Source organism: Gammaproteobacteria bacterium (assembly GCA_032250735.1).
Classification (GTDB): domain Bacteria; phylum Pseudomonadota; class Gammaproteobacteria; order SZUA-152; family SZUA-152; genus SZUA-152.
The window spans coordinates 1-14,114 of the sequence record JAVVEP010000031.1 but is presented as its reverse complement, the minus strand read 5'-3'; the positions used below and the strand labels follow the sequence as shown (position 1 = coordinate 14,114).

The 14,114-nt window shown below is 50.6% G+C and carries 6 protein-coding genes and 1 pseudogene; 6 read left to right on the top strand and 1 reads right to left on the bottom strand.

Annotation, left to right across the window (positions count from 1 at the left end):
- Nucleotides 1–38 precede the first annotated feature (38 nt).
- The 6 genes from RRB22_13670 to RRB22_13645 all read left to right on the top strand — a co-directional run bounded on the left by RRB22_13670 (nt 39) and on the right by RRB22_13645 (nt 13,688).
- Nucleotides 39–1,331, top strand: a complete 1,293-nt coding sequence (locus RRB22_13670; GenBank protein MDT8385450.1) for a TraB/GumN family protein — start codon at nt 39–41, stop codon at nt 1,329–1,331.
- Nucleotides 1,332–1,347: 16 nt separating this feature from the next.
- A complete protein-coding gene (locus RRB22_13665; protein ID MDT8385449.1) occupies nt 1,348–3,153 on the top strand; it encodes an ABC transporter ATP-binding protein/permease in 1,806 nt (601 codons plus the stop codon).
- A gap of 411 nt (nt 3,154–3,564) precedes the next feature.
- Nucleotides 3,565–10,809, top strand: a complete 7,245-nt coding sequence (locus RRB22_13660) for an RHS repeat-associated core domain-containing protein (GenBank protein ID MDT8385448.1) — start codon at nt 3,565–3,567, stop codon at nt 10,807–10,809.
- 101 nt (nt 10,810–10,910) lie between these two features.
- Entirely contained in the window at nt 10,911–11,264 is a 354-nt protein-coding gene (locus RRB22_13655) for a DUF6164 family protein (GenBank protein MDT8385447.1), read from the top strand.
- Between the two features lie 154 nt (nt 11,265–11,418).
- Nucleotides 11,419–13,179, top strand: coding sequence for an RHS repeat-associated core domain-containing protein (locus RRB22_13650; GenBank protein MDT8385446.1), 1,761 nt, complete (start codon nt 11,419–11,421; stop codon nt 13,177–13,179).
- Nucleotides 13,176–13,688 (top strand): hypothetical protein, encoded by a 513-nt coding sequence (locus RRB22_13645; GenBank protein MDT8385445.1) that lies wholly within the window; start codon nt 13,176–13,178, stop codon nt 13,686–13,688. Before RRB22_13650 ends, RRB22_13645 begins: the two co-directional genes overlap by 4 nt.
- Nucleotides 13,689–13,731: 43 nt before the next feature.
- Here RRB22_13645 and RRB22_13640 read toward each other — a convergent pair.
- Nucleotides 13,732–13,875, bottom strand: a pseudogene (locus tag RRB22_13640) (IS4 family transposase).
- Between the last annotated feature and the right edge of the window lie 239 nt (nt 13,876–14,114).

Genomic DNA, 14,114 nt, shown 5'->3' with positions numbered 1-14,114 from the left:
TCGCGACAGCCGCAGTGAGTGGATCAATAAAAACAGGCATGGAAAATCTTTTGAATAAAACACCTGAAGTCATCGAGAACAGCGAAAACCAGCAGCCCATGGCCAGCCTGATGCTGGGAAAAAGTCGCATCACCCTGTTGGGTACGGCGCATGTGTCGCGCAGTAGCGCGGAAAAGGTCAAACAGCTGATCGAAACCGGCGAGTATGATGCCGTGGCAGTTGAGCTGTGTCCGAGTCGCTACAACGCGATTGTCGATCCCGATGCGCTGGCGAAAATGGATCTATTTCAGGTTATTCGTGACGGTAAGGCATCCATGGTGGCGGCCAGTCTCGCGCTAGGCGCCTTTCAGCAGAAGGCCGCTGAACAGATGGGTATTCAGCCCGGCGCGGAAATGCGCGAGGCGATTGACTGTGCCAAGGCCGCCAGACTGCCGGTGCTGCTGGTTGACCGTGAGGTTGGGACTACGCTGAAACGCATCTATCGCAATATTCCCTGGTGGCGACGCATGAATCTGGTGGCCGGCCTGGTGGCCAGTGTGGTGTCCAGTGAAAAGGTCAGCGAGGAGGAGATCGAGCGTCTGAAAGAGGGCGATATTCTTGAATCGACCTTTTCGCAATTCGCCGAACAGGAGCAGGATCTATTTGTACCCCTGATCGGCGAGCGCGATCACTACATGGTGGCCCGCCTGCAGCAGGAGATCGCCAAACACCCGCACGAGAATCTGCTGGTGGTGATCGGCGCCGGTCACCTGGCCGGCATGGTCAGGCGCTTTGAAGAGCTTCTCGGCACGCCCCCTCAACCGGCCCCGGGCCAACCCGCTACGCCAACGGCATCCCCTGTCAGCCGCGAGGCGGCCGACCAGGTAATCGCCCGGCTGGATGCGATCCCGGCAGGGGTGCGCTGGCTGAAATATTTTCCCTGGGTCATTGTGGGGCTGGTGTTTCTGGGTTTTGGCATCGGTTTTTCGCGCAGTCCCGCCATGGGCTGGGAGCTGGTGCTGGACTGGGTGCTGATCAACGGGGGGCTGGCGGCCCTGGGCGCCCTGCTTGCCGCGGCGCACCCGCTTACGGTGATCGGCGCCTTTCTGGCCGCGCCGCTGACATCGCTGAACCCGACCATCGGCGCGGGCATGGTGACGGCGGGTATCGAGGTCTATCTGCGCCGACCCAAGGTCGGCGATTTCGGCAAGCTGCGTACCGATACCACCACCACCCGTGGCTGGTGGCGCAATCGGGTGACGCGCACCCTGCTGGTGTTTATGTTCAGCACCATTGGCTCGGCCATTGGTACCTATGTGGCCGGATTCCGGATCATCGACCGCCTGACCTGAGGCGATAACACACTCAATGTCCGTACATCACCGCCATACCGCCGCCCCCAGCAAGGATCGCAAGGACTGGTCTAACATCCGCGCGCTGTTGCCCTATCTGTGGGAATACCGTGGCCGCGTGCTGTTGGCGCTGGCGAGTCTGGTGCTGGCCAAGGTGGCCAATGTCGGTGTCCCGCTGGTATTGAAGGAGCTGGTCGACAGGCTGGATGTCGAGGTGGACGTAATGGTGGCGCTGCCGGTGGCCCTGCTGCTGGCCTATGGTGCCTTGCGCCTGAGCGCGGCCCTGTTCAACGAGCTACGCGACGTGCTGTTCACCCGGGTGCGCTACCGGGCGATGCGTCGCCTGACCCTGCGCACGCTCGAACACCTGCACAATCTGGCGCTGCGTTTTCATCTCGAACGCAAGACCGGCGCCATCAGCCGCGACCTGTCGCGCGGTGCCGCCAGCCTCAGTACCCTGCTCAATTATCTGGCCTTCAGCATATTGCCGATCCTGGTGGAGTTCATGCTGGTGGCTGGTGTCCTGGTCAGCCAATACGATGTGGTGTTTACGCTGATTATTTTCGGCAGTGTGGCGGTCTATGTGGCCTTCACCTTTGCGGTCACCAACTGGCGGATGGAATACCGGCTGGCGATGAACCGCTATGAATCCCAGGCCAACAACGAGGCCATCGAGAGCCTGATCAATTATGAGACCGTGAAATATTTTGGCAACGAGGCGCTGGAACTTAAGCGCTGTGGCTCGACCCTGAGCCAGTGGGAAGACAACGCCGTCATCAGTCAGTCATCCATGTCGGCGCTGAACTTTGGTCAGGCCGCCATCATTGCCGTGGGAGTGACGCTGATCATGTTCTTTGCCGCGGATGAGGTGCGCAACGGCAACATGAGCATCGGCGACTTCGTGCTGGTCAACGCTTTCCTGTTGCAACTGTTTATCCCACTGGGTTTTCTCGGCATCGTCTATCGACAGATGAAACACAGCCTTGCCGACATGGACCAGCTGGTGAAATTACTGGAGGAGGTGCCGGAGATCAAGGATCGGCCGGATGCCCAACCCTTACACGTGACCCGGGGCGAGGTGCGCTTTGAGCATGTGGCCTTTGCCTACCAGCCGGATCGACCGATTCTGCACGATGTCGATTTCACCATTGCACCGGGTCAGAAAGTGGCTGTGGTGGGCGCCAGTGGTGCCGGCAAGTCGACCTTGGCGCGACTGCTGTTTCGTTTTTACGATGTGGGGCAGGGCCGGATTCTGATCGACGGGCAGGATATCAGCGAGGTGACCCAGGCCAGCCTGCGTGCGGCCATCGGTATCGTACCGCAGGATACGGTGCTGTTTAACGAAAGCCTGCACTACAACCTGGCCTATGCCCGACCGGATGCCACGCAGGATGAGATTCTCCAGGCCGCACAACTGGCGCAGCTGCATGAGTTTGTGCAGAGCCTGCCGGAGGGGTATGACACCGTGGTGGGTGAGCGTGGCCTGAAGCTGTCCGGCGGTGAGAAACAGCGTGTCGCCATTGCCCGCGCGATCCTCAAGCGCCCGCGCATCCTGATCTTCGACGAGGCCACCTCCGCCCTGGACAGCAAATCCGAACAGGCCATCCTCAGCGCCCTGAAACTGGCCAGCGCCGAACACACCACCCTGGCAATCGCCCACCGCTTATCGACCATCGTCGATGCCGATCAGATTCTGGTGATGGAAAATGGCCGTATCGTTGAGCAGGGGGATCACTACACCCTGTTAGCCAATGCCGGCGTCTACGCCCGGTTATGGACCCTGCAGCAGAATGAACGCACCGTGATTCAGCCGCCAGCCTGATGGAACCCTTCGGTTCAAGAAAAAACATGCCCGAACACTATTTGGCTTCTCGGAAGCCCGATAACCACTCATATTTGTAGTTATTTATCTCCTGTCGAGATGGTTTACACTCTGAATTTTCCGGCAAGTGCAACCCGCATGCTGGTATACAGGCCTCCCTGGGTGAGCCACCATTCTGCTTGAGCAAACAATAGCCAGATTGCGTGAGGAAATAGGTTGGGCTGCGTCGGTACTATTTACACGGCGCGTAGGCGCGTAATTGTTGACCTGAAGCTAAAAATAATACGAGCGATATGTAACTGCTAGTTAATCACTAATTGATATACGTAACCAATAGTTTGCTCTAAGCAATGGTTGCTGATATTATCCCCGTGTATTTTATGGTTTCTGCTACACAGGGCGGTGTTTCTAATGTTGTATGTGATTGCGAGTTTGTTTTCAGAATGCTTCGGTAAGTCTTTTACAAAGAACGCTCCATTTCTCCTTTTGGTAATTACGGTTTGCGGATATAACCCCGCTGCTGTTGCTGAAGAAGTTCAAATCTATGGACCGATAACTTACCAACGTGACGCTGGATCGCCTGCTTCAGATATACGCAGCTTCAGCGTTAACAGCCTCGCGTCGTCTTACTTATTGAGAATTTATAATGGCGGTTTACAGGATGGAGATTTTGAAAAAGTCTCGGCCAGCGTAATTTCATTCAATGGCATAGAAGTTCTTTCTCCTGACGAATTCAACCAAAAAGTATCTTACATTGAAAAGCCAATTCAGGTAGTAGGAGTTAATGAACTAGCGGTAGAAGTAAGAGGTAAACCAGGCGGAGCATTGGTTGTTGAAATAATCGGTATTTATGAAAATACTGATGATATTCCCCCCAGCATTTCGGCTGCAGTCACACCCCTGCCGAATGAAGCAGGCTGGAATACAAGTGATGTTGAAGTTAGTTTTAGCTGTGATGACATTGGTAGCGGCATTCTTAGCTGCCCCGATTCGGTGATAGTGGTTACTGAAGGTGCTGGACAGATTGTATCTGGTACAACTACGGACAATGCAGGTAATACCGCTACAGCGTCAGTACCGGTCAATATTGACAAGACCGTTCCAGGAATCAGTTTCGAGGTTAGTCCTGTCGCCAACGCGGCTGGCTGGCATGACCGTGATGCTACCGTTAGCTTCACTTGCACTGATTCATTAAGCAGCATTGCGGATTGCTCACAGTCGATTATTGTTGGCACTGAAGGCGCTGCTCAGGTTATCAGTGGAGACGCAATCGATGTGGCGGGAAACACATCACAAGCTACTACTTCCATAAGCCTGGACAAAACACCCCCGACAATTGAGGCAATTATAACCCCGCCTGCTAATGTTAATGGTTGGCATAACGGTGACGCCACAGTTTCATTCACATGCACTGATTCTCTCAGTGGCATCGACACTTGTCCTGCATCTATGGTGATTGCGTCAGAAGGTTTTGGCCAGGAAGTGAGCGGCTCTGTTTCTGATAAGGCAGGAAATACTGCAACAACATCAGTGACACTGAACATCGATAAAACACTGCCAGCTATAACTCTTGATACTCCAGCATTAGGCAGTGTGCAGTTAACGAACCCGCCATCCATGGATGTTTCATACAGTGATATTAATGGAGTAGATGTTGCGACACTGAGCTTCGAGTTAGATGGCCAGCCACTGACTGTTGTCTGCAACAAAACATCGATCAGCTCGAATTGTATTGCCTCTACGGATTTTTCCTATGGCACGCATACGTTGCAGGCTACGGTCAGCGATGTGGCAGGTAACACCGCAACTTCACAAGTCACTTTCGAACAAGCAATCCCGGACCGTGATGCTGATGGGGTGTTTGACACAAATGACCTGTGTCCGAATACATCAGTAGGTGAAACGGTAGATGCCAATGGTTGTGCATTATCGCAATTGGATTCGGACACTGATGGTGTATCTGATGCGGATGACCAATGCCCCAATACGGCAATAGGTGAAGCAGTAGACGCAACAGGCTGCTCTACATCCCAGCAAACAGGACCATTGCCAGAAGACCCGGCAACAGTCGCGCCAGCACTTGATCCGACTGTGGCCACATCATTGGCAGCAGCGACTGAGTTTCTCTATACAGGAACCAACCCCATACAAACAGGTGTTAGTGCAGGGACCATTGAGGTGTATCGAGCAGCGGTTCTGCGTGGGCAAGTTACTGACCGCGATAATAACCCGTTATCGGGTGTAACTATCTCAATACATAATCACTCTGAATTCGGCCAAACGCTGACACGTGTAGATGGGATGTTCGATATGGCTGCCAATGGTGGTGGCTTGCTGACAGTGAATTATGCGAAGGAAGGTTACTTACCCGTCCAACGTCAAATCGATACTCCGTGGGCGGATTATGCTATCGCAGATACAGTGGTGATGATTCCGCTGGATGCGCAGGTTACTACAATTGATCTTTCGGATACCACGCAAGCTTTCCAGGTGGCACAGGGTAGCCCGGTTACTGATATCGATGGTACACGCCAGGCAACTATGCTGTTCCCGCAAGGTACAACAGCCACTATGACATTGCCTGGCGGCGGCACGCAATCACTGACCACCCTTAATGTGCGCGCTAGTGAATACACTGTTGGTGAGAATGGTCCAGAAGCTATGCCTGGTGAGTTGCCTGCGACTAGTGCGTATACCTATGCAGTAGAGCTCTCTGTTGATGAAGCCATTGCCGCCGGTGCCACACGTGTTGATTTTGATCAACCCGTGCCGTTTTATGTAGATAACTTTCTTAACTTCCCAGTAGGTGAAATTGTACCAACAGGTTGGTACGACCGAGAAAAGGTGGCGTGGATACCGTCCGATAACGGACGCATCATTGGCATACTCGCCATCAATGCGGGCATCGCAGACTTGGATGTAGATGGCAGTGGTGTTGCAGCCGATGCGACTCAATTAGCTGACCTGGGTATTGCTGATGCAGAACGTGTGCGACTTGCGGGCTTGTACACACCAGGAAAAAGTCTCTGGCGTGTACCTATCACTCACTTCACCCCTTGGGATCACAATTGGCCCTATGGGCCACCGGCCGATGCAACAGCGCCGCCATCACCGCCTGCCGATGCTGATACACCGGATGAAGATGAAGATTGTGAAGCAGGCTGCATCATTCAGCCCCAAAGCCAGTCTCTGGGTGAAATGTTGCCTGTTGCGGGTACTCCCTTTAACCTGCGTTATCAAAGTGAGCGCATGCCTGGTAATGCAACAGCACGAACTTTGAAAATTCCGCTATCTGGCGAAACTGTTCCGGCTAGCTTGCAGGGAATAGACCTAACTATCGAGATTGCAGGCCAAATGTTTAAGCAATCATTTCCTGCGGATCCGAACCAGAATTACACCTTCGTATGGGATGGAAAAGATGCTTATGGTCGTCCTGAACAACAAAAAACTGCAACGATTAGCCTCGATTTTATTTATGAACTTATCTACTACCCGGCTATAAATGATTTTCGGACAGCTTTTGCTAGAGCTGGCAACGCAGTGGGTGCGTCAGCTATTGGTAGTAGAGGAACAGGATTTTTTCGGTCAAGAAGTCAGTGGAAACATAAGATGAATGGAGTTGCTGTGGTGCCTAGCCTTGCGCAAAGCGCCTTGGGTGGATGGAGCCTAGATGTTCATCATGGGTACGATCTGATATCACAAACCTTATTTAAGGGGGATGGTGCTAGGCGCACAGTACAGAGCCTGGGAAATATTATATCCACAGTGGCAGGCTCAGGTGAGTATGGTGATTTTGGTGATGGTGGTCCGGCGGAAGTTGCTCAGTTAGCTATTCCCAGTGGCTTAGAAGTTGGTCCAGATGGCAGTCTCTATATAGCAGATGTTTTTAATCACCGCATACGTCGCGTGGGACCGGATGGCATTATCACCACAGTGGCTGGTTCTGGGAGTGGTGGTTTCCTAGCAGTTGGTGGGTTCTCCGGTGATGGTGGTCCGGCAGTCCAGGCACAGCTGTATGAGCCTGAAGATGTGGCTATTGGCTTAGACGGCAGTCTCTATATCGTTGACGCGATGAACAATCGTATCCGTCGTGTAGATCCGAACGGTATTATCACTACGGTTGTAGGTACCGGTGTAAGGGGTTATTCCGGTGACGGTGGCCCAGCGAATCTAGCAGAGTTAAATTATCCTCAAGATATAGCCATAGGTCCAGATGGCAGTCTATATATCGCTGACTTTAGTAATCGGCGCGTTCGTAAGGTGGATCCGGATGGTATTATCTCGACTATGGCAGGCACTGGCGTATGGGGATATTCCGGTGATGGCGGTCCAGCTGTTCAGGCAGAGCTAAAAGCGGCTAGCAAGTTGGCGCTTGGTCCGGACGGTAGTCTTTATATCAGTGATCTCCAGAGCGTCGTTCGACGCGTAAGCCCGGATGGCATTATTACGACTGTAGCAGGCACCAGTGTAAGAGGTTTTTCTGGTGATGGAATTCCAGCAATTGAATCAGACCTCAACAGACCACAGGGTATAGTTCTTGGTAAAGATGGAAGTCTTTATATTGCTGATAAAGGAAATTACCGGATCCGCCGTGTAGCCCCAGATGGAATTATTACTACGGTAGTTGGTACCGGAGTACAGGATTCGTGGCCGTTGCGTGAAGGAGATGGCGGTCCAGCAGAGCAAGCGAGTTTATGGTATCCCTTAGGACTGACATTTGGCACTGACGGCAGTCTTTATATTTCGAGCAATTTATCGGTTCGGCGAGTGGGCGCACTTGTCCTTGGCTTAGCCTCGGGAGAGGCGCTTGTCGCTTCCTCTAAGGGTAATGAGTTTTATCATTTTAATCCGGAAGGTTATCTTCTTCGTACTTTGGATGCTGACACCGGAGCCGAGTTGTATAAATTTATATACGATGCAGATGGGCACCTAAGTGAGATCGAAGATGTAAATAGCAATATTACGCGCATTGAACGTAGTGGTTATATGCCTACAACTATTATCTCACCCGATGGTCTCCGTACTTCATTAACGCTTGATGTTAACGACTATCTGGACACAGTTACCGACCCGTTAGGTGAACAATATTTTATGGAATATACACCAGACGGTCTAATGACGGGCTTCACCGATCGTAATGGCAATCACTCGATTTACACATTTGATACCTATGGGCGTTTGGAGCAAGACGAGAATCCTATTGGTGGTGGTTGGTTGTTGAATCGTACTGACTTAGCGAATGGTTACGCTGTAGACATGACAAGTGGTGAAGGTCGCACTAGTACTTTTCAGGTGGAGCGTTTACTTGATGGCACGCGCCGTCATACCAACATAGCAAGTCATGGTAGTGTCAAAATCACTGATTTCAAGAATTCAGTGATGACAACAACGCTGCCTGATGGCGCCGTGAGTGTTGTTACCGAAGGGCCGGATCCACGTTTTGGAATGCAGAGCCCTATTCCGAAAAAGACTACTGTGACTACGCCAAGTGGCCTGAACCGTTCGGTTGCTATGGATCGTCAAGCAGTGTTGTCAGACTCTGCAGATTTGCTTAGTCATGCCAGTCTTACAGAGACCACCACGGTTAACGGTAAGACAACGGTCAATGCATATGACGCTGCAACAAAAACAACAACGATAACTACGCCGGAGAGCAGAGAGCTAACCCGTGCATTCAATGCACAAAGTAAAGTCGCCTCTATCCAGATGTATGGCTTGGCCGCAATAAATTATGCGTACGACACCCGTGGCCGCCTCAGTGATATTGACGTGGGTACAGGTGTAGACGCACGGAGCATACAACTGGGTTACGATCTCAACGGTTATCTCGGTACTCTCACCGATCCAATGGGCCGTGTGACCACTTTCGAGCGTGATTTACTGGGCCGCACCACTCGCCAAGTGATACCCGATGGTCGTGAAATCAACTTTACTTACGATCCTAACGGCAACCTCACCAGTCTTACTCCGCCAGGGCGTACGGCGCATTACTTTAACTACACTGCAGGTGATCAGGAAGATACCTATACGCCACCAACGACTATTGATGTTGCAACACCGGCTACCTATTACACCTACAATCTGGACAAGCAACTCACTAACGTGACTCGTCCCGATGGTCAGGCGGTAACGCTTAGCTATGATCCCGTTAAAGGTCAGCGCATTACGTTGGCGATTCCGCGTGGTAACTATGGCTATGGGTATGATGTTACCAGTGGACAACTGAGCAGCATCACCGCACCGGATGGTGGCGGCCTTGCATTCACATACGATGGTTTCCTGCCTACCAGCACTACTTGGAGCGGTGCCGTAGCCGGCACTGTGAGTCGTACCTATAACAACGACTTCCAGGTTACCGGGATCAGCGTGGGTACCGACACCATCGCGAACACCTATGACAATGACGGCCTACTCACCGGTGCCGGCGCACTGACCCTCACCCATGACGTGCAAAATGGCCTGCTGACTGGCGCGACATTAGGCAGTGCGACCACCAGCACCACTTACAACACCTTCGGTGAACTGGAAACCGAAACGGCTACGTATGGCAGCACCACTCAATACGGTGCAACCTATACGCGTGATCCGCTCGGACGCATCACCAGTAAACAGGAAACCATCGAAGGCGTTACCGTCACCTATGACTACGCTTACGATCTTGCTGGCCGACTCGTCGAAGTCAAAACTGATGGAACAATAACAGCCGCCTATGGTTACGATGCCAACGGCAATCGTACAGAAGGCACCTATGATGAACAGGATCGCCTGCTCACCTGGGGAACAGCCAGTTATGCTTACACCGCTAATGGTGAGCTGCAATCCAAGACCGACACCGGTTTAACGACAAACTATGGTTACGATGTGTTGGGTAGCCTCATGCAGGCTAGTCTGCCTGGTGGTATGACCATCGATTATGTCATTGATGGTCAAAACCGGAGAATTGGTAAAAAAGTTGATGGACTTCTCACACAGGGCTTCCTGTATCAGGATAAACTTAATCCTATCGCAGAGCTGGACGGTACAGGAGCCATCACCGCAAGATTTATTTACGGATCAAAAGCTAATGTGCCAGACTACATGGTCAAGGGAGGCAGCACCTACCGTATTATCTCCGACCATCTGGGTAGCCCAAGGCTCATCGTCAACATCGCCGATGGCAGTATCGCCCAGCGGATGGACTATGATGTTTGGGGTAACATCACAACAGATACTAATCCCGGGTTCCAGCCGTTTGGTTTTGCGGGCGGCATATATGACCAACATACTCAGCTCACCCAGTTTGGAGCGCGTGATTATGATGCGCAGACGAGCCGGTGGACGGTGAAGGATCCGATTCGTTTCAACGGGGGAGATTTGAATCTATACACCTATGTTGTAAATGATCCTGTAAATATAATAGATCCATATGGACTGGCTGGTAGTAGTTCAAGTGCAGGAGTTAGACCAAGGTTTCCAGAACTTCATAGAGCGCTTTCTAATGCTCCGGATTACAGGACAGATTTGCAACTAGTTGAAGGTGATCTATTACAATCACGAACAGATCCATCATGCTTCTGCCCAAGGCTAAATATTCCGGATCTAATGTCACCAAGTCAACAGTGTGAAGGAAGAAGCTCACCAAGCAGAGTTTACCCATTAGCGTGTGCTTGCCACTAGTAGTAATTACAGTTGATCCTTGTAAGAAATTTTATGGGTAAACCATATAGAATAATATAATACGCGATAGATATTAAGTTCGGTATCATAAGGATATAAAAATGATCAGGTTATTTTCTTTGGATGGAGTATCCTCTGATGAGGAAAATGAAATTCGTGAATTGCTTGAAGAAAATAATATAGAATTTTATGAAACACCACATGGAGATTGGGGGTTTTCACAGGCAGCAATATGGCTTCGTGATGATTCCAAGTTAAGAGAAGCAAAAGAATTGATAGCGACTTACCAGCGTGAGCGAGAGAAAAAAGAACGGGCAAAATATATAAACCGAAGTAAAAATCGCCCTGAAGGTAGGTTGTTAGATAAAATTAAATCAGAGCCAGCTTTATATGCATTTTTACTCCTTGTTTTTGCAACTTTATTTTGGATGCTTGTGTTTGGTGTTAAACGTTAACCCATATCAAAGGGTCAGACTCGAATGGCACTTAGCGCGGTAGGTTGGGGTGAGGTACGAACCCCAACATGATCATAATACGAAATGTAAATATTTTTGGTTTTGGGGATCGAAATGAATTTTTTGTGATGGTTTGAGCATGTGTTTGATTGTCATGACTGATATTGCCACACCAGCCACCAATTACACTTACAACCTGGACAAGCAACTCACTAACGTGACGCGTCCCGATGGTCAGGCAGTAACGCTTATCTATGATCCCGTTAAAGGGCACCTCGGTACTCTGACTATCCCGCGCGGCAATTATGCGTATGGATATGATGTCACCAGTGGACAACTGAGTAGCATCACATCCCCGGATGGTGGCGGCCTTGCATTCACATACGATGGTTTCCTGCCTACCAGCACTACTTGGAGCGGTGCCGTAGCCGGCACTGTGAGTCGTACCTATAACAACGACTTCCAGGTTACCGGGATCAGCGTGGGTACCGACACCATCGCGAACACCTATGACAATGACGGCCTACTCACCGGTGCCGGCGCACTGACCCTCACCCATGACGTGCAAAATGGCCTGCTGACTGGCGCGACATTAGGCAGTGCGACCACCAGCACCACTTACAACACCTTCGGTGAACTGGAAACCGAAACGGCTACGTATGGCAGCACCACTCAATACGGTGCAACCTATACGCGTGATCCGCTCGGACGCATCACCAGTAAACAGGAAACCATCGAAGGCGTTACCGTCACCTATGACTACGCTTACGATCTTGCTGGCCGACTCGTCGAAGTCAAAACTGATGGAACAATAACAGCCGCCTATGGTTACGATGCCAACGGCAATCGTACAGAAGGCACCTATGATGAACAGGATCGCCTGCTCACCTGGGGAACAGCCAGTTATGCTTACACCGCTAATGGTGAGCTGCAATCCAAGACCGACACCGGTTTAACGACAAACTATGGTTACGATGTGTTGGGTAGCCTCATGCAGGCTAGTCTGCCTGGTGGTATGACCATCGATTATGTCATTGATGGTCAAAACCGGAGAATTGGTAAAAAAGTTGATGGACTTCTCACACAGGGCTTCCTGTATCAGGATAAACTTAATCCTATCGCAGAGCTGGACGGTACAGGAGCCATCACCGCAAGATTTATTTACGGATCAAAAGCTAATGTGCCAGACTACATGGTCAAGGGAGGCAGCACCTACCGTATTATCTCCGACCATCTGGGTAGCCCAAGGCTCATCGTCAACATCGCCGATGGCAGTATCGCCCAGCGGATGGACTATGATGTTTGGGGTAACATCACAACAGATACTAATCCCGGGTTCCAGCCGTTTGGTTTTGCGGGTGGCATCTACGATCAACATACTGACCTGACTAGGTTCGGGGCACGAGATTATGATGCCCAAACGGGGCGGTGGACGAGTAAAGATCCGATAAGGTTCAGTGGTGGAGATGCGAATTTGTATGGCTATGTTGCAAACAACCCTCTGAACTTTATTGATCCTCTTGGGCTTGAGCTGAATACCGGAGGATTTGTATTAAACAACCCACAGGTTACTAGTAATTTGCAGGCCCTTAACCAAGCCATAATAAATCAGGGCTTGAGTAATAGTGATTTCCAGTTAACTGTTACAGGTGGAGACCGTTATAGAGACGCGGCTGGTAATATCAGGTCGTCTACAAATAACGAAATCATTCCTAATTCATCACCCACAAGTCCACATCTGATAGAGCGGGGTGCGCGTGCATGCGATCTTTCTGTTTCGGGTGTTCAAGACGATGTTTTTGATAGAGCGCTGCGAGATACTGACTTCCTGCCGCAAAATACCATACGAGATTATGATGATGGCCATACTCATATTGGCCTTCCTAATTTGCCAACGTATTGGTATAGGCCATGACAATAAAATCAATATTCTTTGCTACTTTGTTGGCGCTCGTACAGTGCTTGGTGGCATATGGTGAAGCTGTTGCAGAGCCATTGTTGATCCCAAAAGAGTTGGCCGATCTTGCTATCAAGAATGAATGTAGCCAAGTACTCGATTTTTATGCCAGGCCGGGGATGATCTTGCCACCTTATCTCTATGGATATTTGCCAGGAAAGATGGAAGATAGTGCTGCATTCTGGTGCAAGAAAGGAAAAAAATATTTACTAGTGTTTGTTGATAAAGCTGACTCCATACGGTCACGGAGTTGCGCAGGCTCAATAGCATGGAGAAATTATCCGGGGGGGTTGTCCTTGAGTGCTGAAAATAATATTCCGCTGGATCAGTTTCACAATTTAACTTCTAATCTACGAGGCCCAAAGGATCAGGTGACCGCATACCCTCCTGTTAGAAGTTACTATGATGGTGTTGAGACCCTTTTCTATTGTCATAATGGTGAATGGTTCGTGAGAGTCAGGCATTAACAAAGGGTCCGATATCAAAGGGTCAGACTCGAATGGCACTTAGTTAAGCCCTAAGCTTTTTAGGATGGCCATGTTTTTCCAGCCGTTCTTTCGCAGTTTCCCGCCTTTCCATTAATAGCGGAAAGGCTTTTGGTCGTCGTTTTATCGCCCTTGGCTCCATCCTTCCCGGCCTGTTGCCTACCGTATTTTGTGCAATCAAAATAAACAGAGCTTCGTAGCTGGGCTGAATGCAGGTAGATTGCGCCAGCACGGGCTTCCCTGATCAGGCGACACTTTGGGCCCTGTTTACGGAATAAAACGGCCTCCCAGCGGCTTATAAAGTGACATCCCGGCAATAACGGATTTTGGCTTACAGTCAGGATTGATCTTCTGTAAGCGCTCAACAAACCCCATCTAAAAATCCATCCACCACACTGCTACCGTGCT